General features: G+C 41.3%; 16 protein-coding genes. 13 read left to right on the top strand and 3 right to left on the bottom strand.

Annotated elements, in window-relative coordinates; translation table 11 throughout:
• Window positions 1-29: 29 nt before the first annotated feature.
• Window positions 30-896 (top strand): tRNA (N6-threonylcarbamoyladenosine(37)-N6)-methyltransferase TrmO, encoded by an 867-nt coding sequence (gene tsaA / locus Q0465_RS04040; protein ID WP_298613159.1) that lies wholly within the window; start codon window positions 30-32, stop codon window positions 894-896.
• A gap of 93 nt (window positions 897-989) precedes the next feature.
• On the opposite strand, the gene Q0465_RS04035 is transcribed toward tsaA, so the two are convergent.
• Window positions 990-1,610, bottom strand: coding sequence for a DUF488 family protein (locus Q0465_RS04035; protein ID WP_298613156.1), 621 nt, complete (start codon window positions 1,608-1,610; stop codon window positions 990-992).
• Window positions 1,611-1,982: 372 nt separating this feature from the next.
• On the opposite strand from Q0465_RS04035, the gene Q0465_RS04030 reads away from it, so the two are divergent.
• From Q0465_RS04030 to Q0465_RS04015, 4 genes are all read left to right on the top strand, one after another.
• On the top strand, window positions 1,983-4,127 hold the full coding sequence (locus Q0465_RS04030) for a WD40 repeat domain-containing protein (RefSeq protein ID WP_298613153.1): 2,145 nt from the start codon (window positions 1,983-1,985) through the stop codon (window positions 4,125-4,127).
• An 18-nt stretch (window positions 4,128-4,145) separates the two neighbouring features.
• On the top strand, window positions 4,146-6,698 hold the full coding sequence (locus Q0465_RS04025) for a caspase family protein (RefSeq protein ID WP_298613150.1): 2,553 nt from the start codon (window positions 4,146-4,148) through the stop codon (window positions 6,696-6,698).
• A gap of 85 nt (window positions 6,699-6,783) precedes the next feature.
• A complete protein-coding gene (locus tag Q0465_RS04020) occupies window positions 6,784-7,623 on the top strand; it encodes a carboxypeptidase-like regulatory domain-containing protein (protein WP_298613147.1) in 840 nt (279 codons plus the stop codon).
• A 25-nt stretch (window positions 7,624-7,648) separates the two neighbouring features.
• Window positions 7,649-8,533 carry an outer membrane beta-barrel protein gene (locus Q0465_RS04015; protein WP_298613144.1) on the top strand — a complete coding sequence of 295 codons (885 nt, stop codon included), beginning with the start codon at window positions 7,649-7,651 and terminating at the stop codon, window positions 8,531-8,533.
• Window positions 8,534-8,723: 190 nt separating this feature from the next.
• Here the strand turns inward: Q0465_RS04015 and Q0465_RS04010 are convergent, their stop codons facing one another.
• Window positions 8,724-10,967 (bottom strand): inorganic phosphate transporter, encoded by a 2,244-nt coding sequence (locus Q0465_RS04010; protein WP_298613141.1) that lies wholly within the window; start codon window positions 10,965-10,967, stop codon window positions 8,724-8,726.
• Window positions 10,968-11,198: 231 nt separating this feature from the next.
• Between Q0465_RS04010 and Q0465_RS04005 the strand changes: the two genes are divergently transcribed.
• The 7 genes from Q0465_RS04005 to Q0465_RS03975 all read left to right on the top strand — a co-directional run bounded on the left by Q0465_RS04005 (window position 11,199) and on the right by Q0465_RS03975 (window position 23,509).
• On the top strand, window positions 11,199-13,256 hold the full coding sequence (locus tag Q0465_RS04005; protein ID WP_298613138.1) for a beta-N-acetylhexosaminidase: 2,058 nt from the start codon (window positions 11,199-11,201) through the stop codon (window positions 13,254-13,256).
• 159 nt (window positions 13,257-13,415) lie between these two features.
• Window positions 13,416-15,638, top strand: coding sequence for a cation-translocating P-type ATPase (locus tag Q0465_RS04000; protein ID WP_298613135.1), 2,223 nt, complete (start codon window positions 13,416-13,418; stop codon window positions 15,636-15,638).
• Between the two features lie 278 nt (window positions 15,639-15,916).
• Window positions 15,917-16,147, top strand: coding sequence for a heavy metal transport/detoxification protein (locus Q0465_RS03995; protein ID WP_298613133.1), 231 nt, complete (start codon window positions 15,917-15,919; stop codon window positions 16,145-16,147).
• A 26-nt stretch (window positions 16,148-16,173) separates the two neighbouring features.
• Window positions 16,174-16,662 carry a hypothetical protein gene (locus tag Q0465_RS03990; protein ID WP_298613130.1) on the top strand — a complete coding sequence of 163 codons (489 nt, stop codon included), beginning with the start codon at window positions 16,174-16,176 and terminating at the stop codon, window positions 16,660-16,662.
• Between the two features lie 384 nt (window positions 16,663-17,046).
• Window positions 17,047-18,480, top strand: a complete 1,434-nt coding sequence (locus tag Q0465_RS03985; protein ID WP_298613127.1) for a Gfo/Idh/MocA family oxidoreductase — start codon at window positions 17,047-17,049, stop codon at window positions 18,478-18,480.
• Between the two features lie 184 nt (window positions 18,481-18,664).
• A complete protein-coding gene (locus Q0465_RS03980; protein WP_298613124.1) occupies window positions 18,665-21,010 on the top strand; it encodes a glycoside hydrolase N-terminal domain-containing protein in 2,346 nt (781 codons plus the stop codon).
• Window positions 21,011-21,166: 156 nt separating this feature from the next.
• Window positions 21,167-23,509 carry an ABC transporter permease gene (locus Q0465_RS03975; RefSeq protein ID WP_298613122.1) on the top strand — a complete coding sequence of 781 codons (2,343 nt, stop codon included), beginning with the start codon at window positions 21,167-21,169 and terminating at the stop codon, window positions 23,507-23,509.
• A gap of 384 nt (window positions 23,510-23,893) precedes the next feature.
• Here the strand turns inward: Q0465_RS03975 and Q0465_RS03970 are convergent, their stop codons facing one another.
• Window positions 23,894-25,168, bottom strand: coding sequence for a folylpolyglutamate synthase/dihydrofolate synthase family protein (locus tag Q0465_RS03970; RefSeq protein WP_298613119.1), 1,275 nt, complete (start codon window positions 25,166-25,168; stop codon window positions 23,894-23,896).
• A gap of 211 nt (window positions 25,169-25,379) precedes the next feature.
• Between Q0465_RS03970 and Q0465_RS03965 the strand changes: the two genes are divergently transcribed.
• Window positions 25,380-26,012, top strand: coding sequence for a redox-sensing transcriptional repressor Rex (locus Q0465_RS03965; protein ID WP_298613117.1), 633 nt, complete (start codon window positions 25,380-25,382; stop codon window positions 26,010-26,012).
• Window positions 26,013-26,162 lie beyond the last annotated feature (150 nt).

Genomic DNA, 26,162 nt, shown 5'->3' with positions numbered 1-26,162 from the left:
AAAATATGTTAACTCTTATTCTTACTTTTATGATTACATTATTTCCTATAGGCTATGTCCATAATAAATGTATGGAATCTATGCTTCCGGAATTGATTAAACAGGAGATTTCGGAAATAGAGGTTTTTCCGGAATATGCGGAAGGATTGGAAGAGGTAGAAGCCTGCCGGTATCTGGATCTGGTTTTTTACCTTCATCAAAATGAATGTGTAGAATTAAACACCCGGATTCGTACAGGCGAACAAAGGGGGATTTTTGCCACCCGTTCGCCTAACCGCCCCAATCATTTGGGAATTACTACCGTTAAGTTGCAGAAAAGAGTAGGGAATAAATTGTATGTGGAAGGAGCTGACGCTTTGAACGGTTCGCCGGTTCTGGATTTAAAATGCTGCGATACATCTGTTTATGAACAGGAAAATATACATAATGCTATTCGGGTAGATTCCCCCCGTATTGACATTGTCCGGAATATTTTGAGTAATGATACGGAAGAATTATTGTTAAAGTCTGCCCAATTGCACGGGCATATCTGTCCGGGCCTGGCTTTAGGGGTTTTGGGCGCAGTTACCGTCATGCAAAAACTTTATGAACAGGGGGCAGATCCCGGGGATTATACTTTAACCGTTGAGATGCAAAATTGTGCGGTGGATGCTTTGTTGTTTGTTACAGGATGTACCCCGGGTACACATCGTTTTCAGCTCGGGGATCCTGCCCGTATGAGTTTTTCTGTAAAAAATCAAAAAGGACAAGGCTGGAAAGTACATCTGAAAGATTCAAACCGGGAATGGATAGCTGAACATGTTCCGGATTCCTTTTCTGCTGCAGAAAGAGGATTTGCTGTATTGAAACTTGATTTCGACGATTTGTTTGAAATGACAGAATTACCGGAAAAATAGGGGAAAGATTAAATATTTCGAATAACTATTTACCTGAGATTGTCCGGGTTTTACCTTACAAAAGCTCAAATAATTACACATTAGGGCACGTCCCTAATGTGTAAAAGGTTTATAGGCGATACTTTTTTCTTTCAGCCGGTACGCTGCTTTCAGTTGTTCTTCCTGCCCGATATGAGGATTGAAAAGATCTGCCTTCGGTAACTTTTTTTTATATTTTTCTAAAAGCAATTTTTCCAGAACCGAATTATCGATACAGGATTTGTCCTTTAAAATATGTTTTACAGTAAATCCGTGCCGGACGAGATAATAAGCTATTAAAACAAAACGATGGCAATCAAAAGGGTCGGATTGTGAACACATAAGGGCGATCCGATATCCTTTTTGTAATCCTTTTTCCAATCTTTCAATACCGGACAGAAAAGGCTTACTTGCCCTTATTTTATCGAAATCTACTTTTCCGTCCAGATCTAACAGGGATAAATCCTGTGGACGTGCTCCGAATGCCGTTCCCATATGTATATAAACGATTTGACAACTTTCCAGAAAAGGCCGTAAAGTACTTTCATTATACTGTGGATTATAAGTACTGGCAGCAAATTGACGGACATCTACAATGCAGTTGATTTCGTGTTTTGTTAGCAATTCTTTAAAATACTCCAGGGAATGAGTAGAATGCCCTATCGTATATATCCGTTTTTCATTTTCTGTTTCCATATTCTTTAAATTGAAATAGATCTATGATATACGGCTTACGAAAGAATAGGATAATCAATTGAAACTTCTTTTCTGTGCAGTATTTACTTAAAAGATAAAAAGATAATTATAGAAACGTTTCTCTCCTACTTAAAAATCGATCGTTTAAGTGGTTACCTCGGAAATTATTTTTTACAAAAGTACATAATAATTATTTTAATTGCAATGTATTCGGGATCAAATTATTAATTTTTTTAAATGAAATACAATATATATTACTTTTTATAGCCAAAAAAACGATCGTTTTCCTGGGAGAATAATTGCCCATCGTTATGTTTAAGAAGTAAAGTCGTGTGTAATAATTTTATAAATTAATCTAAATAAAATCGGAATATGAAAAGATTTTTGATTATCTCTTGCCTTTTATTTCTGTTTTTAGGAAAAGTTGTTGCTCAGGTAAATAATACGGATCCTCATTTAAAGAAAGTATTTAAAGTAGATTATACTCCTTCTGTTTTCGATTCTTATTCATATCAAATTTTATATTTATCCGATGGGAAAATTTACAATCTGAGAAATTTCTGTTTGGCTGACCGAATAAAACATATTCATCAACTTGCTATTCAACCCGGAGGTTCTTCTTGTGCCCTTTTGATTTCTCCTGCTAAACAGACTTCCGGAAAAACCGGTTCTTTTTTTGCAAAACTCAATAACTTGGGAGGAAATCAAAGGGCAAGGGTTGAAATATATTCTGCAAACAACACTAATGAATGTTTATATAAAATAAAAGAAGAAAAGGATGTAGCGAAGCAACCTGTCTGTATAGGGTATTCACCGGATGGTAAGAATTTTGTTATTGCCGATTCTGGAAATGAAATTGTGTTATATGATACCCGTACGTACACTCCCTATCTGACGTTAAATACTGCTCTGACGGTAAGTTGTATGGCTGTAAGTCCCAATAATTATTTCTTGGCTGTTGCTGAAGCAGGGAAGATTGAAGTATGGAATTTTCATGAGGCTGTGTTACGTACTCAGCTGGATATCGGATCCCGTGTAAATGATCTTGCTTTTTCAGAGGATAATACGATGATGGCTGTCGTAGCTGCCAATGGCACAGCCACTGTTTATGACACCCGTTCCTTTACTCCGCTGTTTACTTATTCTGGGATGGGAGAAGCTTTAAGCTGTAAGTTTTATCCCAACAATAAATATTTGGGGGTTGTAAAAAATTCAGGTACGCTGGTGATGCTGAATTTAAAAAACGAAGCGGACCAAACCGTTGTAAAAAGTTATAACGGAGGACTGAATACGCTCCGGTATATTGAAGATCTCAGGGACCCGGAAAAAATATATTTGGTGTACACTTCTGGAAAATCTTTTGTGCTTCAGCAGCTTACTGACTTAAAACATAATTTCACTCAGGAATTAAGCGGAAAAGTGAAAGAAAAGATGAATGAATGGATGAAGATGCTGGAAGGGGAAACTTTGGAAGAATACAAAATTCGTGTAAATGAAGATTCCCGTGTGGAGCAACAAGCCATATTCGAACGTGAAATAGCTACAGAAATGGCTGGAGATCAAATAAAGATGACAGAGATATCCTTGGGAAACTATAATACTTCCAAGAATATGCTGGCTTTGGATTTTAGTACGATGCCTTCTATTGTTTTAGAAGTTGAAAAGGAGGAAATCAAAAATTTTAATCCTCAGGCTTTACAATTTCAAAATACAGTTTATGGGATTAATAAAGATGATGAATTTGAGATTATTTATACAGAGGTACTGAATACTCAGACCAATAAGACTTATATCTACGATAATCTGGACCGGATGTCGGTCGTATCTATGGATCTGGAAGAAGGATTTGTGCCTTTGGATCTGATTGAACAATCCAATATGGAAGAGGTGCGCTTAAAAGAAATCCGGCAGCATGTAATGGAAGAAGCCAAAAGGTCTAAACTCATTTCCGATAATACAAAGATAAATGTGAGTACGGAAGTGTTGTCGGATGTGGATGCGAATGGGAAGAAGATTATAAATTATAAGATCGGATATCAATATGAAGTAGCAAAAGAATATACAGCCCAGGAAGATTTCCCCATGGGCAAATATAAGACGGAAGCTTCTAATGCCGCTCTTTCTATGCTGTCTATTATTTCTAAGGCTTTTGAGACAGATTTTGCTCAATATATAAAACCGGGGAAACAGATTAAAATCAAGATTACAGGGACGGCAGATGCTGCTCCCATTAACGGAAAGATCGCTTACGAGGGGTGTTACGGGGATTTCCGCAACGAATTGGTATATAAAAATGGGAAGCTGGGTAATATTACGATTACCTCTGAAAGCGGGATCACTGAAAATGAACAGTTGGCTTTTTTAAGGGCTGCAGGAGTGCAGGATTATATTGTATCCCATTTAACCGCTTTACGGAATATGAAATGTGATTATGATTACAATATTATCGTTGCGGAACAAACGGGAGGAGAGTTCCGGCGTATCCGGGTTGAGTTTTTGTTTATAGATACTTTTTAATTTTCACCCGTTGTAAATATGAAGCCAAATATTACAACCCTATTCATTTGCGTATTCCTTTGTTTAAGCGCCAATCGGGTAATGGCCCAACAGATGACCTCCGCAGAACAGAATTATGCGAATTTTGTACGTTTGTATCAGTCGGAAACAGCGGATAAAAAATTGATGTATAGTTTCTTGTGGGATAGTTATAAGGAATATTTATCTTTTTTGAATGGAGCCGGTTCTTCGGGGATGGTGAAAGAAAAATTGAGAATTATTTATCCTCATTTAGTTAACGGAGCGGCCTATTTTTCTCAATGTGGCAGAACTACAGAAGCTATGGAATTTGCAAAAGCTTATGTAAATATGCCAAAGCAAGCCGCTTTTCAGGGAGAACGCTTTACACGGAGTGAGAATTATCCAACCATTGTTTATTATGCAGCAACCGGTACTTTTAACAGCAGGCAATTCAGTGAAGCAATAACTTATTTTCAGGATTATTTGGAAACCGGCGAAACCAGTCGCTTGCAAGATTGCTATTATTATATGAGCAAAGCTTATTACTATAATAAAGATTATATACGGCAGCAGCAGATTTTGGAAGCCGGAATTGTTCGTTTACCTTCAAATGTCCGTTTGATTTACGAAATGATAAATCTATGTATTGAAAGGCGGTTGACAGATCGTTTGGAAATATACGTAAATAAGGCTCTATCGCTTAATCCAAAGGATATGAATGTTTTGCCGATGAAAGCCAAACTTTTGGCAGATAAGGGACAACTGGAAGATGCGCTGAATTTATATACGATGATATATTCCAGAAATTCGGCTGATCTGAAAATTATAAAACAATATGCCACAGTTTGTTATAACTACGCTGCAACTCTTATCAATGGTGCGAATGCGGTTGAAAATCAGCGGCAGTATGCACAACAGCGCCAAAAAGCAAATCAATATTTAAATACGGCAGTCGAATTGTTTCAAAAAATATTGCAGAAAGAGCCGGCTTCTGTGAAATATCTGTCGGCCTTGGCGGATACGTATAAATGCCTGGGACAAACGACGGAAGCAGAGCGGACAATCCGCAAAATCCAAATGAATGGGGGAACCTATATTGCTTCGGCAACTGCAATCAATGCAGGAAAGAAAACTTCCGGAACGGAAAGGACTCCGATAGAACAAAATGTTTCTTCTGATATTAGTAGAAATACAACTTTCCGGATTTTCCCTCAGGAAATCCCCTTATTTTCTTCCTTTGCCAAGAATTTTGTTGAAAAAGAAATAAATGCCTGGCAGGTAAAGGATGATTATGAAACATTAAGTGAATACCGGCTGAGAGTATCCGAAGAAAAACGGGAGGCAAAGATCAGGGAATTGGCCCGTAAAGCGGAAAATGATTATATCGCCCGCTACGGACAATATGTGGATTGGAATACATTGAAATTGGAGAAGTATGATGCGGAAAACGGGGTATTCCTGATTGTGGATCCCCGTTGGGGAAATTTACTACTCCCCGTTCCCCGGACAAATGACGAAGCCCGCCAATTTGAACGGCAATGGAATAATGTGAAAACCCTTAATCCGCAGTTTTTCATCACGGATGACAGATTGGCCTTGGCAGAGATTACTTTCAGAACTCCTGCAGGACGTTCGTATACCTATAGTAATAAAGCTTCCCTTACTTATCAAACGACTCAGATTGATTATAATTTCGATAAAGTAGATCTGGCTGAGATTCAGACGGCAACGTCCGAAACATCCCGTCCGGTTCCCAGTGTCACCACCCGGAAAGTGAGTGTCGGAAAATCGGATGTAGATATCGAAATACCCCTTTCTAAAAATGTCAATGAAAATACCTTTGCTGTTATTATTTCGAATGAAAATTATCGACGGGAGTCGGAAGTAGAGTTTGCCCATAATGATGGAGAAATATTCAGGCAATATTGTATAAAGACTTTAGGAATGCCTGAGAACAATGTACATTATGTTCCGGATGCAACTTATAATGATATTAAAGTGGAACTGGATTGGCTGAGCCAGGTGGCTCAAGCCTACGGTTCTAATGCCAGTTTGGTGTTTTATTATGCAGGTCATGGAATTCCGGATGAGGAGACACATTCTGCTTATTTATTGCCTGTCGACGGATACGGAGCGAATGTCTCTACAGCTTATAGTTTAAATAAATTGTACGAAACTTTGGCGGGGATGCCCGCTAAATCGGCTACTGTCTTTCTGGATGCTTGTTTCAGTGGCTCAAAACGGGATGGACAGATGATGGCTTCTTCTGCACGCGGGGTAGCTATAAAAGCTGATTCCGGAAAGCCTCAAGGGAATGTGGTGGTAATAAGCGCTGCTACCGGTAATCAGACAGCTTATCCTTACCGGGAGAAAAAGCACGGACTGTTCACTTACTTTTTATTGAAAAAGTTACAGGATACGAAAGGAAAAGTAGATTATGGAGAACTGATGGAATATATACAAACGGAAGTGGCACGTAAATCTATAGTGGTAAATAAAAAATCGCAGACGCCTACGGTAATCCCTTCTGTAACAATAGGAGATAAATGGAAAAAATGGAATTTGAAATAAGAAAAGTCATATCGGATGTATAAGAAAGATTAGAATAATTGTAATCAGATAAACAGAGTAAGATCAACATTTAAATTTAAAAAAAATGAAAAAACTGCTTTTAATAATAACTTGGTTATGGATGGGTGTTCTGGGAGGAATCGCCCAGGAGATAAATTATTCAAATATTGTAGTCAGTAAGGACGGCGAGCCGGTGATGGGAGCGACAGTCGAAGTTGTCGGCACAAATAGTAAAACAATGACGGATATGGACGGTAAGTTTACGATTGTGGTACCGGAAGGGCACACTACTTTAATGATTTCTTATGGAGGGATGAAAAAACAGGTAGTTAGTATTGTACGCGAACCGATTTTATTGTATCGGAAGAATACCCCCGCTGTTCAGATGAAATCTGCAGGACAATACACAAATGTTGTAAAGACAAGAGGAGGCAGAGATTATAAAAAAAATATATTTAATCTGGAATTGTTTTACGCTTCTTATCAAAAATCAGCTATTATAGACTGGGAATTGAAGGGGAAAGAGCGGGTAGGACTCAGTTTGGGATATCATCATCATTTTACCCGTTCTTTTGGTTGGAAAGTGTTGGATTTACAAGGAATGATTACTTACGATGGACGTTTTGAGGATGATGTATGCAACGGGGTTTATAGTTTGACAACGGGTTTGAATTATAATACTCCTTATTTTGGAAAATATATGTATGCATGGGCTGATTTTCATGCAGGTGCTGCTTATAACCATTCTATTGATGAATTTGCACCTACTTACGGAGTAGCCGTAGGTATAAATTTAACCCGTACGGTCTACCTGGCCATAAGATACGATTGGACAGAATATAGTACGTATTTGAATCCCGTAGGGGATGTTGACGTGAAAGATAACGGTATTTCTTTCCGGTTAGGATTTAATTTTGGTAAATGATAAAGAAATTTTTAAATCGAAAATTATGAAAAAGATAGGGTTAATACTATTTATACTTATACTGAGTTTTACCTGGGCAATAGCTCAGTCTACCATTACAAAGGGAATTGTTTTGTCCGGGGATAATGGAGAACCTTTACCAGGAGCTTCTGTGGTGGTGACCGGGACAGATATCAGTGTTGTGACAGATATGAACGGACAATTTTCTATTGAAGTTCCGTCCGGATATCTGACATTAACGGTTTCTTATACAGGTATGGAACCTGTAATTGTCGACGTAAATCCTGGGCCCATCGTCTTGGTACCGAAAACGACGAAAAAAATAGAATGGGGCGTACGTTTAGGTATGAATATCAATAAAATTTACTGGACTTATGAGGGGGTAGAAGACGATGAGATGAAATCGAAAGTCGGTTTTAACTTAGGCGGTGCCTGTTCCGTTAATCTTACCCGGAAATTACCTTTATTTGTGGAAACAGGATTGTATTTACAGTATAAAGGAGCCAAAGAAAAGGGAGGGGATGGTGACGAATCTTATGAAGGAAAATATAAAATTTGGTATTTGGAAATTCCGGCTGTATTGAGCTACCATATTGATATTGATCGTTTTACAGTACAGCCTTTTGCCGGAGTATATTATGCTTTGGGGATCGGAGGCAAAATGAAAGATTCATACACCTATCAGGGGGTAACGGAAACAGATAAAGAAGATTTATTCGGAAAAGATGAAAATGGAGACTACAATTATTTCAAACGTTCTGATTTCGGTTTACGTTTCGGCTGCGGCCTTGCTTATGAAAGCATTTATTTTGGATTAGGTTATGATTTAGGGTTGACCAATATCTCCCAGTTTGATAATGAAGAATCTAAAAACAGATCTTTCTTTATTACATTAGGCTATAACTTTTAAATTACACATTAGGGACGTGCCCTAATGTGTAATTTCCGAAAAAATCCCTGTCGTTAAAGCCGTCAGCGAATCATACAAAACCCAAGAGGGGAGCGGGATCAGCTTTATTTTATATAAAGAGCGTGAAGAAGGTAAAGAACGGACATTAAAATGGTTCGTATAGGATAAAATTACACATTAGGGCACGTCCCTAATGTGTAATCTGGAATTTATGGCTGGCCCGGAGCATGTGGCGGAGAATACTTACCAATTCCTGAGATTCTTGTAAAAGGTTTAAATAGACCAGAGATATTTTTACGCTATTGTGCATGTCCTGTATTCTGGTCATTTGGATTTTATGTAAATCGGAAAATTTCCCCTTGAGCTGTTCACCTTCAGAAAGAAGTTCATTTATTTTTTCATATCCGGCTGAGTGGATAAGGTCTTCTGCTTTTTTTATAAAAGCAGTCAATTCGTCCCGTAAGGGTAGAAATTCCGTAGTGTATTCGGCCGGTAACGGATTGAAATTATTGTCTACATGTTCTTTGCAAGGTTCGCATATTCGTTTCAGGCAATACATGAGCTGTTCGCCGCTATTACTTATCAAGTGAAACCACGTATTTTTTTCAATAGCTAAATTCCGGTCAATTTTGCGCATGCCTAAAATTTCTTTTCGCCTGATCTTTTTGAGTAAATCTTTTTCTTCATTTGTGGCTGTGACAGCTTTACGCAGGCTTTTTAAATCCTCCTGTATAAATCCTTCCGTCATTTGTATATATATGCGGGTTGAAAAACGGAGAATACCGGTTACGTTTTCTTGTATATGTTGACGCAATAAATCCCAGATTTCAGTTTTGTTTTTTGATTGAATAAGACTTTGAAAAAGTGTGTCATCTTTTTCTTCTTTTAATTTATTGCGATAATTCTTATTGCTTCGGATCAATAAAAAGATGGCAATACCGGTCATAAGCAGTATCCCGACGATTCCGCCGAAATACATAATTAAGGTTACAAAAAAGCATAGTATAAAAGCGGCTCCGGCGGTAATGAACCATCCACCGATGACGGAGAGTACGCCGGTGACGCGGAAGACTGCACTTTCCCGGCTCCATGCGCGGTCGGCTAAAGAAGTGCCCATAGCCACCATAAAAGCGACATAAGTGGTGGAAAGCGGTAATTTTAAGGAAGTTCCAAGGGCAATCAATAGGCCTGCCAGCACTAAATTAACGGATGCCCTGACTAAATCGAAAGCCGCTCCGTTGGTAAGGATAATCTGGTCTTTATTGAACCGTTTGTTGACCCAACTTTTAATTTTGGCCGGTATAAATTTGGCGATAGTTGTTACCAGAGCCGTGATGGAACGTACCAAACTACGGGCAATTGCAGAAGAGCCAAAAATTTCCTCTCCTTCTTCTTGACGGGACAGATCTACAGAGGTTTTTATAACATTCCGGGCCTTTTTAGAAGTTGTTAGAGCAACTACCATAATTATTCCCGAAAGAAATAGAAAAATAAACGGAGTTTTAGCCGGTTCATTTAAAGCGTTCATTAAGTATGCGGACGAAACTCCGTTACCGTGGGCAATAAAATCGGTATAACCGGAATACCCTGCTAGGGGAACGCCTATAAAGTTAACCAGGTCATTTCCGGCAAAGGCCATTGCCAAAGCAAATGTTCCTAAAAGGACGATTACTTTAAAAACGTTTATTTTATACCCGTGTAAAATTTGCATTAGTATGGTAAAGAACAGAAAGCAACCCAGCACAATTAATAACGTATTTTCTTTTATCCATAATTTGTGTTCCGGGCTCATAAAAGAGGCATCTTTAATTCCTTTAATGAGCATAAAATAGATGATGGCAGTAACGGCTATTCCTCCGAAAAGTCCGATCGTGTATTTTAATTTGTTTTTATAGTTAAATGTAAAAATAATGCGGGAGAGATACTGTACGAGCATTCCAAAAAAGAAGGCAACTGCGACAGATAAAAAAATTCCCAGAATGACCGTTAATGCTTTTTCTGTATTCAACAGTTCTGCAAACGTAAGCCCTTCCGGTCCGTTGGCAATTTTCAGTAAAGCAAGTGCAAAGGTGCCCCCCAGCAACTCGAATACCATAGACACCGTCGTAGAGGTAGGCATTCCTAAAGTATTGAAGATATCTAATAAAACGATGTCTGTGATCATGACCGCCAGAAAAATGCAGATCAGTTCGTCAAAATAGAAAGCTTCAGGGCGGAAAATACCGTGGCGGGCTATGTCCATCATGCCATTGCTCATAACAGCCCCACAGAAAATGCCGATAGAAGCAATACAAATTATACTCCGGAATGAAGCTGCTTTAGCGCCTATTGCTGAATTCAGAAAATTGACAGCGTCGTTGCTGACCCCTACAATTAAATCAAAGATCGCAAGTAAAAAGAGAAAAATGACGATTCCCAGGTAAACTATTTCCATTCTTTTATTTCTGTTATCCATTACAAAAATAGAATGGAGGTGTTAAGGGACTGTTTCAAAATTGTTACAATACTGTTACAAAAGAAGGGAAAGAAATATTGAGGTAACAGCTGAAAAGAAAAGCAACTATTTATCATTAATTAAAAGAAGAACATTTCTTATTTTTTATTTATTTTTGTAAATCAGATTTTAAAGTTTACAGAACAGAAATATTCAGTAAGACAGGTAAAAATGAGAATAAGAAACATTTTATTTTGGATTTGGGTTTTATTTGGAATGAATAATGTGTTCGGGGGATCGGTTGTTTGTGCTCAGGGAGAAGGAAAAAAAGCAGGTATTATTCCGCTGCCTTTGTATCAGACATTTCAGGAAGGCTTTTTTTGCCTTCAGAAAAATACGGAGATTTATACTTCTCCGGAAGGGAAACCGGTTGCTTTGCAATTAGCTGAATTGCTCCGGAATTCAAGCGGTTACCGTTTACCCGTAAAAGAGGGAAAAACGGAGAAGAAAAACACCATCCGGCTTATTATTGATTCCCGATTGGATACTTTAGGACAGGAAGGGTATTGTCTGCAAATAGGACCGGAGAAGGTATGCCTCCTTGCATCGGACAAGGCCGGATTGTTTTATGCCATGCAGTCTTTCCGTCAGTTGTTGCCCGCTGATGTGGAAAAAAAAGAAGTTGTCCGGGGAATTGACTGGAAGGTACCCTGTATGGAAATTGTGGACAAGCCCCAATATGTTTGGAGGGGATATATGCAGGATGTCAGCCGTACTTTTTATCCTGTAGAGGTGGTAAAGAAATATTTAGATATAATGGCCCTTTATAAGCTGAATGTACTTCATTTTCATCTTACAGACGATCAGGGATGGCGAATAGAAATTCGTAAATATCCTCAACTTACTTCTCCTTTAACTACACGTTTTGCTGAAAAACACAATGAGCCAGAGGAGAGAAGCGGTTTTTATACCCAGCAACAAATTAAAGAACTGGTGGAATATGCAGCGGAACGACATATCAGGATTGTGCCGGAGATAGATATTCCGGGACATAGCTGGCCTACGCTTCTGGTATATCCGGAGTTGGGGGTAAATAACAAACATAATCCGGAATATATATTTCCGTTTTTGGCTTCCTGGGGATACTGGGGAAATCAGTTTACTCCGAATACCCTGGATCCTACTAAAGAAGAAGTTTATCTTTTCCTGGACCAGATATTCGAAGAGATCGCTTCGCTTTTCCCTTCTGAATATATCCATTTTGGAGGGGATGAAGTAAGGCATGTGGTATGGGATGCAGAACCTCATATTACGGCATTTAAAAAAGAGCATGGCATGAAAACCAGTTTGGATCTGCAAAATTATTTTGTGGAACGGGTATGCCGGATTATTAAATCGAAAGGGAAGAAGCCGATTGGGTGGAACGATATATTGGCGAATCCCGAAGGGTTGACCAGTGAAACGGCTATTATGTCCTGGCTGGGAGAAGAAGCCATTCTGGATGCTGCCGATAAGGGCTTTTATACCGTTGCCACTCCGACAGATTATTTGTATTTTGACATAACCCAGGCAGACCGGAACGACGGTACAATGTCGGATTTAGCTTACCGGAATATTAATTCAATAGAACGGATTTACGGCTACGATCCGGCTCATGGTTTGAAACCTGAACAGAAAAAATATCTTTTGGGTGTACAAGCCAATATGTGGACGGCTGTGCCCCAGGAAGTGAAAGATATGAATGTCCAGAATTTTCCCCGTTTGTTAGCCTTGGCCGAGATCGGATGGACTCCGGGAGAGAAGAAAAATTTTGCAGAATTTGAACAGAGATTGCAGCAGAATTACGGGCGCTTGGATCAATTGAAGGTAGATTATTACCGTCCCGGCGGATATATTACAGAACATTGGCATCCTGAATTACTTTCTGTGGAATACAAGCCTTTGGTATGGGAGGTAAGTCCGAAAGTTTATACCAACGGGAGAATTATTGCCGGTTTCTATTATACTCACGGGGAGAATTATATGGATATCCGGAAAGTGGAATTACTGGAAGACGGGAAAGTTATTTCTGTGGATGAACATCAGGGTTTAGCTGATACTTTCAGAGGGACAAACCGGACAAAAACTTTTCTTTATCATTTAAAAGTAGATCATTACAAGCCGGATGCTGTTTATACTTTAAGGGCAGAAGTAAAAGGGCATGGAGGAACTGATTCGTACGGCAACTTTACTTTTAATCAGGCGCCTTACCGGCCATTTACGGTGGTAGAACCTGTGGTGCAAAAGTAAAAGGATAGAAAGGAAAATATAACGCTGAAGAGGGCTGTATTCTGTGAGGGGAGGACAGATTCCTGAAGGCGTTTTATGGAAAAAAGGGAGCAAGATAGAAAGTATTCATTCTGTTTTGCTTAATTTTGTATATGCGAAAAATGAATTAAATATAAAATTATGGGAATGGGAGGGGAAAAGAAAGAGACATTTTACGTTGCAGGGATGAGTTGTGCCGGCTGTGCAACGAATGTAGAAGTGACTTTATCAAAACAGGAAGGGGTAAAAGAAGCAAAAGTGAATTTTGCTTCTTCGACTGTATTAGTTGAATACGATGAAGCCAGAACGTCACCTCAGGCATTACAGAAAGCTGTGCAGGCAGCCGGATATGATCTGATTATTGAAGAAGAGGAAAAGAATGAAGTGGAAGAAAGGCAGGAAGCTGAATACAGACGGTTGAAGAAAAGGACTTGGGGGGCTATATTGCTGGCTTTACCAGTATTTATTATCGGTATGTTTTTTATGCATATGCCTTATGGAAATTGGATTATGTTGGGATTTACCCTTCCGGTACTGACCATTTTCGGACGTAGCTTTTTTGTAAATGCCTGGAAGCAGTTGAAACACGGGCATGCCAATATGGATACGTTAGTGGCTGTAAGTACAGGAGTTGCTTTTTTATTCAGTTTATTTAATACCCTGTATCCGCAATATTGGACGGATCAGGGCATAGAAGCTCATGTATATTATGAGGCTGTAGCCGTTATTATAGCTCTGATTTTATTAGGGCGCTTAATGGAGAGCCGGGCAAAGGCCAACACATCGGCAGCTATCCGTAAATTAATCGGTTTGCAGCCTCAGACGGTTGTGCGGGTATCGGACGATGGGAGGGAGACAGAGATCCCGATAAAGGTTGTGCAGGCCGGGGACCTGCTATTGGTAAAACCGGGAGACAAGATTCCGGTTGACGGTACTGTTCAGACTGGGCATTCTTTCGTGGATGAGAGTATGATTACCGGAGAACCGGTGCCTACAGAAAAAGTGAGCGGCAGTAAAGTGTTTGCAGGTACAATTAACCAAAAGGGCAGTTTCCGTTTTATGGCAGAAAGGGTGGGAAATGAAACCATACTGGCCCATATTATCAAAATGGTACAGGAAGCTCAGGGAAGTAAGGCACCCGTGCAGCGTTTAGTGGATAAAATTGCGGGAATTTTTGTTCCGGTGGTGATCGGAATAGCCCTCCTTACCTTTGGAATCTGGATGCTGGCCGGTGGAGAACAGGCTTTTACACATGCTTTGTTGACTTCTGTTACCGTCTTGGTAATTGCTTGTCCCTGTGCGTTGGGATTGGCCACTCCTACGGCTATTATGGTGGGAATAGGAAAAGGGGCCCAGCATAATATTTTGATTAAAGATGCGGAAAGTCTGGAAATGCTTCATCGGGTGAAGGCGGTCGTCTTGGATAAGACGGGTACCCTTACAGAAGGAAAACCCGAAGTCCGGAATATTTTCTGGTATTCGGAAGCCAAATTAAATAAATGGATGCCGGTATTATTGCATTTAGAAAGTAAATCAGAGCATCCCTTAGCGGATGCTGTTGTAAAATATTTGCTGGAAAGGGGAATAACTTCAGATTTAACCGGGGAATTTGAAAGTCTGACGGGCCGGGGGATTAAAGGTACGGTAGGAGGTGAAACCTATTGGGTCGGAAATTACCGGCTGATGGAAGCGAACGGCATTTTGAGAACAGCCGAACAGCAGCAACAGGCGGAAGAGTTACAGTTGTCGGGTACGACTGTGATTTATTTTGCGGATCACCGGCAGATATTAGCCATAATTGCCATAGCCGACCGGATAAAGGCAGGGGCTGAATCTGCAGTACGTCAGTTACAATCGCAAGGCATAGAGGTATATATGCTGACTGGGGATAATGCTTTGACAGCGAGGGCAGTGGCGGATAGTATCGGGTTAAAACATTACCGGGCAGAGGTAATGCCTTCAGATAAGTCTGATTTTGTAAAAGAGCTGCAGACACAAGGCAAACTGGTCGCCATGGTTGGGGACGGGATCAACGATTCCCAGGCTTTGGCCCAGGCAGATGTGAGTATTGCTATGGGACAAGGCACTGATATTGCCATAGATGTGGCTAAAATTACGTTAATTACTTCAGATTTAAATGCAATTCCTAAAGCGGTGACATTGTCTCGTCAGACAGCCGCAGCCATCCGTCAAAATTTATTTTGGGCGTTTATCTATAATTTGATCGGTATTCCACTGGCAGCCGGGATATTGTATCCTTGTTGCAGCTTTTTGTTAAATCCGATGATAGCTGCTGCTGCTATGGCATTTAGTTCTGTTTCGGTCGTCGGAAATAGCCTGAGAATTAAAGCGAAAAAAATCTGATCAAAACTTTCCGGAAAATATTTCCTGCATAATCGCCTTATTCGAAAGATACCGGAATTCTTTTTTAAAGAATTGGAATCGGAAAATCTTGCCGGCCGGATTTCAGGGGGCAGGCAAAATTACACATTAGGGCACGTCCCTAATGTGTAATTTAATGAAGTTTATTAATTTTATATACTCGGTAAAATCTGTTTGTAAGATTTATTGATTGAAGGGAAAAGTTAGGAAACTTTCTTAGAGAGAGGGACGTTTTAATAGGTGAGAAGAAAACAATAGAGATGGGGATGACCTATACGTTTAAAACGAATTTGAAATGTAAAAATTGCGTAGCTAAAATAAAACCGCAGTTAGACAAAGTAGAGCAGATAGAAAAATGGTCGGTAGATCAGAGGGGGGATGACAGTATGCTGTCGGTTGATATGGAAGGCGGGGAACCGTCGATTATTGAAAAAATACTTCTGGGTGCCGGATACAGAGCTGAATTCTATTCTAAAACAGAAGATATATAATCAATAAACCATTTAAAAAAAAAGCTATGAACGACAAGATGAATGAACAATCACAACATGGGCATTTCTCCCATAGTGAAGGTAACCAGCAAAATCACAGAAGTGAAAGTTCTAACCAGGATTATTCACAAAAAGTAGGAGACCAGAATGAAAATATGAACGATAATACCAATCGTTACGGACAAAATCAGGACAACGACAAAGATTACAATCAGAAAAAGGATGAAGAAAAATTAGGCCGGAGTCAGACCATGCGGGATGAAGTAAATGAAGACCGGAACATGGGAAATGACGTGGAAAGGATGCATACAGAAGGAGACGAACCTAATTTGGGAGAATCCATAAAGGCTGAGAGCGGCAAATATGCCAATGATGGTTCACAAACAGGTGCCAGAAGCAGTGAAACCGGCCGTTCTGATTCACAATATAACGGACCTTTCCAGGAAGGCCGTCCACAGAATGACTCTCAACGTATGGGTCAGTCTTCTGATGATACACATCAGAAACAAATTTAATTTAGCAACTAACTTTTAAATTTTGAAACCATGAAAGAAGAAGGAAAGAGTAGCAGACAAACAGGGCGGAGCTCATCCAAGAGCGGTGCTCCTTCAAGAAGTGAAGCTGCAAAGGGCGGAAGAACATCACGTAGTGGTAGCCAATCCAGAAACAGTAACAACAGTTCTAATCAGAATGAAGAAGGCTGCAGATAATTAAAATATCTGGAGTTTTAAAGATCCGGCAAAGCAATTTTGTTTTGCCGGATTTTTATTTATGTATTCTTTGTAAAAAAATTTACATTCTTTTGTAGGTTCATCCTAAAAATAATATATCTTTACCCTCGTAAACGGTTGAGATTCGTGTGTTGAAATTTGTATTAATAATTTATAAATTATTTACCTATGTTGAAAATTTTAAATTTTTTAGCTGTTGCCTTACTATTTGCTGCATGTGGTGATGTTTCTGCCAAAAAGGAGATAAGCAGTGTAGGGGTTGTTCAGCCTATTGTTTTAGATCAGCCGGCTCGTCCGTCCGGACAGGAAGATGTAATTGGCTTGACTGCGCCGAAGATGGATACAGTACGGGTGGGGTTCATCGGATTGGGTATGCGCGGACCGGGAGCTGTGAAACGGTTTACTTATCTGGATGGGGTGAAGATTGTAGCTTTGTGTGATATACATCCGGAAAGGGTAGAAGCTGCTCAGGAAATTTTGAAGAAGGCCGGTTTACCGGAAGCGGCTGCTTATTCCGGGACAGAAGAAGCCTGGAAGCAGTTGTGTGACAGGGAAGATATTGATTTGGTTTATATTTGTACGGACTGGAAGCGTCATACCCCTATGGCTGTATATGCTATGGAGCATGGTAAACACGTTGCCTGTGAAGTGCCCATTGCAACTTCTGTGTCAGAATGCTGGGAGCTGGTCAATACTTCTGAAAAGACAAGAAAGCATTGTATGATGCTGGAAAATTGCTGTTATGACTTTTTCGAAATGGCTACTTTAAATATGGCTCAGAAAGGGGTGCTGGGAGAGATTGTACATGCAGAGGGAGCTTATATTCACGATTTACGGTTTCTGAATTTTATGGATCCGAAAGACGGCGGCTATAACGATTGGTGGCGTTTGGAATACAATGCAGAGCATACGGGTGATCCTTATGCTACTCACGGATTGGGACCCGTTACTCAGGCATTGAATATCGGCCGTGGGGACCGTTTGGATTATCTGGTTTCTTTGTCCAGCGATCAGTTCGGTATGACGGAGTATGCAAAGGAAAAATTCGGGGAAGATTCCGAAATGGCAAAACGGACATACCGGATGGGAGATATGAATACCAGTGTTATCCGTACCGCTAACGGGAAAACGATTATGATCCAGCACGATGTAACCAGCCCCCGTCCCTATAACCGGAAACATTGTTTAAGTGGTACGAAAGGATATATTGAAAAATATCCGAATCCAGGTATTGCTTTGGATCCGAATGATAAATTAGCTGTAAAATTTGACAATCTGGGAGCCCATGGTTTCCTGAACAAAGAGCAGTTCGCCCAAATGATGAAGGAATATGAACATCCGATTACCCGGGAGGTAGGGGAATTGGCCCGTAAAGTGGGAGGACACGGAGGAATGGATTTTATCATGGACTATCGTCTGGTATATTGTTTGAGAAACGGTTTGCCTTTGGATATGAATGTTTACGATGCTGCTGATTGGTCGTGCATGGGAGAATTGACAGAGCTTTCAGTGAAGAATCACGGGGCTCCGGTGGCATTTCCTGATTTTACCCGGGGATCCTGGAAAAAATTGCAGGGATATCATCACGCTTATGCGAAATGATTTTAATATAGATTTATAAAAAAAGCCGTTATTAACGGCTTTTTTTGTTGGGTCTTCTTTTTTATCTGTAACGGATTTAAATGAATTGTATTGTTCAGATTTGCTGCTGTCTTTATTAAAAAAGATTGCGAGAAGAGTAAAGAAGCCGGTGGACCGGTCATTGAAAATTTTAAATGTTGTTTATATGATTGGAAAAATATTTTCGGTTTTTGTTTTTCTGGTAGGAATGGGGCAAATAAAGGCTCAGGAACTATCGCTTTGGTATGAACGGCCTGCATCGGATTGGATGAATGAAGCCCTGCCTGTGGGAAACGGATATATGGGAGCTATGTTTTACGGCGGACCGGTTCGGGATGAAATTCAGATGGCAGAGGAAAGTTTTTGGGCCGGTGGACCGGGAGCAAATGGAAAATACAGGGGGGGAAATAAGGAAGGAAGCTGGAAATATTTGAAAGAAGTCAGAGCATTATTACTGAAGGGAGAGAAAGAGAAGGCAGCAGAGCTTGCCAGGCGGTATTTTGTAGGGGAAATTGTACCGACGAAAGCCGGGGATCAGTTCGGGGATTTCGGAGGAAATCAACCCTTTGGTTCTCTATGGGTTACAGTCGAAACTCCCGATACTGTATGGGGGAATTACCGGCGGAGCCTGGATCTGCAGAAGGCGATGGGAAAAGTAGAATACCGTATGGACGGGACGCATTTCCGGAATTTTTATTTCGCTTCTTATCCGTCCCGTCTGTTCGTGTTTAAATATACCAACGATGCTCCGGAAGGAAAGAATTACCGGGTGGATTTTGAGACACCCCATACGGGAACAAAGATAACTGTCTGTAAAGATTTATGGATTATCCGGGGGAAGCTGGCTTCTAACGGTTTGCCTTTTGAGGGGCAAATAAAGGTCAAAACCGACGGAAAGATTCTTTTCCGTAAAGGTATTTTCCGGATAGAAGGAGCGAGGAATACGGAATTTTATATCTCCGTGGCTTCTGCTTATGCGAATACGTATCCGACATACAGGGGAAATGACTATGAGAAGGTTAACCGGGAATGTATCGCAAAAGCGGAGCGGGAAAGCTGGGAAAAACTGTGGGCTGAACATCAGTCGGATTACCAGTCTTTGTTCGGACGGGTAAAGTTGGATTTAGGGCGGAGTGCTCAGGAAAAATTACCTACAGACAAGCGGCAGTTGAGCTATAGTCAGGGAGCATATGATCCGGGTCTGGAAGCCTTATACTTTCAATACGGGCGTTATTTACTGATCAGTAGTTCCCGTCCCGGCACTTTACCGGCTCATTTGCAGGGGCGTTGGAATCATCAGTTAAATGCACCCTGGGCTTGCGATTACCACATGAATATCAATTTGCAGATGATCTACTGGCCGGCAGAAGTGGGGAATCTGAGTGAATGTCATTTGCCTTTACTCGATTATATTGATAAATTGCAGGAGCCGGGACGGGTGACGGCGCGGGAATATTTCAATGCCCGGGGATGGGTGGTCAATACGATGAATAATGCTTACGGGTATACTGCTCCGGGTTGGGATTTTTATTGGGGATATGCGCCGAATAGTGCTGCCTGGTTGTGTACCCACCTCTGGGAGCATTTTAATTATACGCGGGACCGGGATTTCTTGTCCCGGAAAGCTTATCCCGTTATGAAAGAAGCAGCCCGTTTCTGGATGGATTATCTGAGTGAAGATGAAAACGGTTATTGGGTATCTTCTCCTTCTTATTCGCCTGAACACGGGGATATAGCGCTTGGAGCCACTATGGATCAGGAAATTGCCTGGGATTTATTTACGCATGTGCTGGAAGCGGCTGCGTATGAAGAAGATGATCCGGCTTTTACCGACAGTATATCGGGTTTCCAGGAACGTTTATTGCCCTTGAAAACCGGAAAATTCGGGCAGTTACAGGAATGGAAAGAAGATTTGGATGACCCGGGGGACTCACACCGGCATATCTCGCATCTGTATGCTCTTTTTCCGGGGCATCAGATTACAGTAACGGAAACGCCGGAATGGGCAGAGGCAGCGAGACGTAGTCTGATCTATCGGGGAGAAGGAGGAACGGGCTGGTCGTTGGCCTGGAAAATTAATTTTTGGGCCCGTCTGCAAGATGGAAACCAATCGTATAAAATGCTCCGGAATCTTTTGCGTTCTGCCCGGGGACAGGGAAGTTTCCGGAATCCTTCCGGAAGCGGTTCATATTCCAATTTGTTGTGTGCCCATCCGCCTTTTCAGATAGACGGAAATATGGGAGCTGTGGCCGGAATCGCTGAGATGCTGCTACAGTCGCATTCGGGGCTTCTGGATTTGCTTCCGGCTCTGCCTGCTGCCTGGCCGTCGGGATCTGTAAAAGGCCTGAAAGCCCGGGGGGGATATACGGTGGATATGGAATGGAAAGACGGTTTGCTGAAAGAGGCGGTCATCAGAGCTGCCGTACCGGGAAATACAAAAGTGAGGTATAAAGGAGAAATACAATCCCTTGAATGGAAGGCCGGCGAGGAAATAAAACTGAGTTGGAATTAAGTAGAAAAACATGTAAAAATATCATACGCCGGTTGTCAAAATAATAGACAACCGGCGTATGATATTTAGGAGATAAATATTTGATATACAATAATTTATTGTTGTGGCATATTTTTTGTTCCAGGAAATTTAAAAAGTATTTAAATTTTGATCTGTATGAAAAATTTTGCTTCTGTTTCACGGCTTTTCAGGACGGCTTTTCGCAATAAAGGCTTGACTTGTATTAATATTTTCGGTTTGGGAGTAGGTTTAGCGGTTGCTTTATTTTTGATGGTTTACCTGCATTTTGAGTTTTCATTCGACAGGCATTTTAAAGATGGAGAGAGGATCTACCGGGTATTAAGCGTTTGGAACGAAGGAAATGAAGTGACGAATTATCCGATTAATTTTGGTATCCTGGCTCCTACTTTGGTAAAAGAAGTGCCGGAGGTGGAAACAGCCAGCCGTTTGTATCGATATGGCGGGATAGATTTGTATTATGAAGATGGTGAAAAAATGAATGTGAAAGTCTATCAGGTCGATTCTTCTTTTCTGCAAATTTTCAGTTTTAAATTAGTAGCCGGAAGTCTGGACGGAGCATTGGATGAGCCGAATACCTGTGTTATTACCCGGAGTACGGCCGACCGGTTTTTCGGTGTGGGGAGTAATCCGGTGGGTAAAAGTTTGAGTGCAAAAAATGGAAACCTGATGGAAGTGAAGGCCGTTATCGAGGATGTTCCGCTGAATACGCATTTCCGTTTTGATTTATTGACCAAGTTGCCGGAATACGGTTTCGGCGGTCTGGAATTTTTTACTTATGTCAAGTTCCGGCCGGGAGTAGATTATGCGGCAGCGGCAGCGAAGTGCAATGAGATCAATAGAAATCTTCTGTCTACCCGTTTTGCCCGTTATGACAGTAAGTTTGAGAGTATTACAGAACCTTTGTCCGGTATTCATACTGCTACGAAATCTTCTTTTGACCTGAGTCCTACTGCCAGTAAATCGAATCTGATTTTTATCATCATCGTGACGGTCTTTATTCTGGCAATTGCATTGTCCAATTTTATTTCCCTGTATATTATCCAGGGAGAGAAGCGGGCGACTGAAATCAGTGTGCGGAAGACAAACGGGGCAGAGAGGGGAAGCATTATGAAGATGTTATTCGGGGAGACAACACTGGTAACCGTAATCGCTTTTGTTTTGGCAATTGTACTTTATTACTCTTTTTCCGGAATGTTTGCCCGTCTGATTAATTTCAACCTGCCGGAAGAAGTCGGGGTGACGGGAACGATGTGGACCTACTATTTTTTATTATTCCTGTTTGTGGCATTGGTTGCCGGGGGGTATCCGGCTTATTACCTTTCCCGGTTTAATCCTATTGAATTGGTGCGTAAAACGGTAACGCGGAAATATAAGCTGACGGCTGCATCGGTAGTCATACAGTTTTCAGTGGTCATCTTTTGTGTATCGGCTTTATTTGTCGTTTTCCGACAGCTCGATTTTATGAAAAAAATGCCGTTGGGATTTGATGCGGACAATGTAATGGCTGTTGCGATTGTTACAAATGTAAACCAATATGAAGGATTGCGTTCCGATCTTCTCCAGTATCCTTCGATTACCGATGTTGCTATTTCTCAGGGGCATCCGTTGAACGGTTGCAGTGGGCAGGGACTCCGGCGTACGGATCAGACTGAAAAGGAAGGGATTTCTATAGATGAAAGACGGACAGGACCCGGCTATTTCCGGGTATACGGGATTCCGATCCTCGAAGGACGGGAACTGAAATACGAAGGAATGATGGATTCTGCCAGTATCGTACTGACGGAGACAACGGTTGCTGCCCTGGACTTAAAAGAACCGGTAGGAAAAAAGGTAATATTCAACAGTATGCCGCTGACGGTGGTAGGTGTAGCTAAAGATATTCATTACGGCTCTGCCCGTCAGAAAATAGGAAGGTTAGTTTATACGGCCTATAATCCCCGTTATTGGATGATGGGCGTAAGGTATCAGCCTGGAAAATTCCAGGAGGCTAAAACGGCCTTGAGAGCTGTGATGGAAAAGCATTTCCAAGGAGATCCTTACGGCATTGTATTGGTTAGGGATGCGGTAAATAGTCAGTATTGGCAGGATGAAGTGACTTCCCGTATTTTGATGAGCGGTACTATTCTGGCCATTATTCTGGCTTTATTGGGACTGGTGGCCTTGATGGGATTCGTTGCCCAGCAAAAACGGAAGGAAATTGGTGTACGCCGGGTGATGGGTGCTCAGGTCGGAACCATTATCTACGATCTGAACAGTTATGTCTTGATCCGGATTCTTCCGGCTGTGCCGGTCGGGATTGCCCTCAGCTATTTTGCCATGTATCACTGGTTGCAGAATTTCGCTTATGCCATTTCTTTAAGTTGGTGGATTTTTGCCGGAGCCTTGCTGCTGACCTTTTTCATTATACTGCTGACCCTGCTCTACCAGAGTATTCATTCCGCTACAGCTAATCCGGTGGATGCTTTAAAACGGGAGTAAGACGGGAAAGAAAAGATGCAGTGGAATTTATCAAAGGGAGGACTGATTAAGGGGACGGACAGGAGAATGTAGTTATATATTTCCCGGCTGTGCCGGGTGGCTTCCCGGAACAAAGGACTGACTCTGATCGATATTATCGGTCAGAGTGCAGGCTTAGCCGTAGCTCTGTTTTTATTGGTGTATTTCCGTTTTGAATTTTCGTACGATAAACATTCAAAAATACCGGATGTTTGTACCGGATTCTCTCTGCGGGAGAAGGAGCAAACCCGGAAGATGCCCTGCAAAGTGAATAAATATCCCGGAATACAGTTTTCCACTCGCGGGTAACAGGCTTTTGAGAAAAAAGAGAGAAGGATAGCACTTTTTCCTCCTTTACTCCCTTCCTCAAATCACTTCTGCCACCACAAACGTACTGCCTCCGATATAAATCATGTCTTCCGGACGGGCTGCGGCCTGTGCAGCTGCATAGGCTTCGGCTACTGTGGGGTAAATATCTCCTTTCAGGCCGTGGGCATAGGCTTTCTGGGCCAGAGTTTTTTCGTGCATTGCCCGGGGAATAGAGGCTTTGCAAAAATAATAAACGGCGTCTTTGGGGAGGATGGAGAGAACGCTGTCTACGTCTTTATCGTTGACCATACCGATGACAAAATGCAATTTATGGTAGGAGCATGTGTCAAGCTGGGCTTTGATTTCTGTCAGTCCGTCGATATTGTGACCGGTATCACAGATCGTATAAGGCCGTTCTGCCAGTTGTTCCCAGCGGCCGTGTAGTCCCGTATGGGGAATGACTTGTGCTATTCCCTGGCGGATATCTTGTTCGTAAATGGCCAGTCCGCAACTTTGTAAGGTCAGAGCTGCCTCCAGTACGACGGGAATATTTTTTCGCTGGTATTGTCCTTTGAGGTCGCAGTAAAGGTCCGGAAAGACCACCCCGCTTTTATGGAGGGCATTGTATGAGCCGTCGGCATTTTTTTTCATTTGCCATTCTTCAGAGGCAAAAATCAGGCTGGTATTACATTCCAGCGCTTTTTTCTCGAATACAAAATCGTAAGCAGTATCCCGGATTCCGACGATGGCAGGTACACCGGTTTTGATAATACCTGCTTTTTCAGCAGCAATCTCTGGAAGTGTATTGCCCAGTAAAGCCATATGGTCGAAAGAGATATTGGTGATAATGGAGACCAGGGGAGTGATGATATTGGTGGAATCCAGGCGTCCTCCTAGACCTACTTCTATTACGGCAATATCCACTTCCGAGTCGGCAAAATATTGAAATGCCATCGCTACGGTCATTTCGAAAAAAGAGGGTCTTAATTCGGCAAAAAGGGTCTGATTCTGCCCGACAAAATCCGTCACATATTGTTCGGGAACCATTTCCCCGTTTACTTTTATGCGTTCCCGGAAATCTTTCAGGTGGGGAGAAGTATAAAGTCCGGTTTTATATCCGGCTTCCTGAAGAATAGAAGCCAGCATATGGGATACAGAGCCTTTTCCGTTTGTCCCGGCGACGTGAATGGTTTTAAATTGTTGGTGCGGATGATGAAAATGTTCATCCAGTAAAAGAGTATTGTTTAAATTGGCCTTATAGGCAGCCTGTCCTTCCCGTTGATACATGGGTAATTGGGCAAATAGCCAGTCCAGCGTTTCCTGATAGTTCATAGCTTAAAAATTAATTCCTGCAAAAATACGAAACAATTGAAAACAGAAAGTTCAAAATGAATAATTTTAAAGCTAAAGATTCGAATTTTATTTTTTATTCAATTGGAAAAAAAAATTATCTTTGCAAGTTACTAACTGAAGCCGGCAGATGATGGGATGGAGGGGAAACAGAAAAACCAAATACAAACAGAGCTTAAGGAAATTCAATAGTATGAAACGAGATAAAGAAGTACCGGTACCGGTACTGAGACGGATGCCTTCTTACTTATCTTTTGTGAAGACATTACAGAAGCAGGGAGAGAAATATGTTTCCTCAACTCGGATAGCCGAATACATGGATATCGATTCTACTCAGGTTACGAAAGATTTGTCCCATACCGGGATTACAGGAAAGACGAGAGTTGGTTATGAGGTAGATAGCTTTGTGCAGATATTGGAGGATTTTTTAGGGTTTAGCCGGGTAGATTGTGCTTTTTTGGTGGGGGCCGGTTCTTTGGGGAGTGCTTTGTTGCAGGACAAAGGATTATCTGCCTTCGGACTGAGCATTGAAGCCGCTTTCGATGTGGATAAATCCAAAATCGGTACGAAAGTAAATGATATAGAGATTTATCATATCGACCAGTTCCGGGCGATGGCTGCGGAGCGGAATGTGGTGATCGGCATTATTACCGTACCGGCGGAACATGCCCAGAATGTGGCTGATTTAATGGTGGCCTGGGGAATTAAGGCCATTTGGAATTTTACCCCCGCCCGGATAAAAGTTCCTTCGCATATTGTCGTTCAGAATACAACCATTTACATGAATTTGGCGATTTTATTCAATAAATTATACAATCAGGAATAAATAGAAGAGATAAACAGGCGATATATAGGGGAATACGCATTAATTTTTGTCGTTTCTTCTTTATATTTTGTCTTTTATATTTTCTTTTTTCTTCCTTTATTTCCTATCTTTGCACCTTGCAAAATGCAGTATAACTAATTTAGTAAGAGA

The organism is uncultured Odoribacter sp. (assembly GCF_937966165.1).
Lineage (GTDB): Bacteria > Bacteroidota > Bacteroidia > Bacteroidales > Marinifilaceae > Culturomica.
This window is presented reverse-complemented; position numbering and strand designations above follow the sequence as displayed.

Excerpts from the sequence above, each read along its gene's own strand:
- tsaA (WP_298613159.1), top strand. The coding sequence starts at position 30 with ATGATTACATTATTTCCTATAGGCTATGTCCATAATAAATGTATGGAA.
- Q0465_RS03970 (WP_298613119.1), bottom strand. The coding sequence starts at position 25,168 with ATGAACTATCAGGAAACGCTGGACTGGCTATTTGCCCAATTACCCATG.
- Q0465_RS03980 (WP_298613124.1), top strand. The coding sequence starts at position 18,665 with ATGATTGGAAAAATATTTTCGGTTTTTGTTTTTCTGGTAGGAATGGGG.
- Q0465_RS04025 (WP_298613150.1), top strand. The coding sequence starts at position 4,146 with ATGAAGCCAAATATTACAACCCTATTCATTTGCGTATTCCTTTGTTTA.
- Q0465_RS04030 (WP_298613153.1), top strand. The coding sequence starts at position 1,983 with ATGAAAAGATTTTTGATTATCTCTTGCCTTTTATTTCTGTTTTTAGGA.
- Q0465_RS04020 (WP_298613147.1), top strand. The coding sequence starts at position 6,784 with ATGAAAAAACTGCTTTTAATAATAACTTGGTTATGGATGGGTGTTCTG.
- Q0465_RS04005 (WP_298613138.1), top strand. The coding sequence starts at position 11,199 with ATGAGAATAAGAAACATTTTATTTTGGATTTGGGTTTTATTTGGAATG.
- Q0465_RS03995 (WP_298613133.1), top strand. The coding sequence starts at position 15,917 with ATGGGGATGACCTATACGTTTAAAACGAATTTGAAATGTAAAAATTGC.
- Q0465_RS03975 (WP_298613122.1), top strand. The coding sequence starts at position 21,167 with ATGAAAAATTTTGCTTCTGTTTCACGGCTTTTCAGGACGGCTTTTCGC.
- Q0465_RS04000 (WP_298613135.1), top strand. The coding sequence starts at position 13,416 with ATGGGAATGGGAGGGGAAAAGAAAGAGACATTTTACGTTGCAGGGATG.
- Q0465_RS04010 (WP_298613141.1), bottom strand. The coding sequence starts at position 10,967 with ATGGAAATAGTTTACCTGGGAATCGTCATTTTTCTCTTTTTACTTGCG.
- Q0465_RS03990 (WP_298613130.1), top strand. The coding sequence starts at position 16,174 with ATGAACGACAAGATGAATGAACAATCACAACATGGGCATTTCTCCCAT.
- Q0465_RS04015 (WP_298613144.1), top strand. The coding sequence starts at position 7,649 with ATGAAAAAGATAGGGTTAATACTATTTATACTTATACTGAGTTTTACC.
- Q0465_RS03965 (WP_298613117.1), top strand. The coding sequence starts at position 25,380 with ATGAAACGAGATAAAGAAGTACCGGTACCGGTACTGAGACGGATGCCT.
- Q0465_RS03985 (WP_298613127.1), top strand. The coding sequence starts at position 17,047 with ATGTTGAAAATTTTAAATTTTTTAGCTGTTGCCTTACTATTTGCTGCA.
- Q0465_RS04035 (WP_298613156.1), bottom strand. The coding sequence starts at position 1,610 with ATGGAAACAGAAAATGAAAAACGGATATATACGATAGGGCATTCTACT.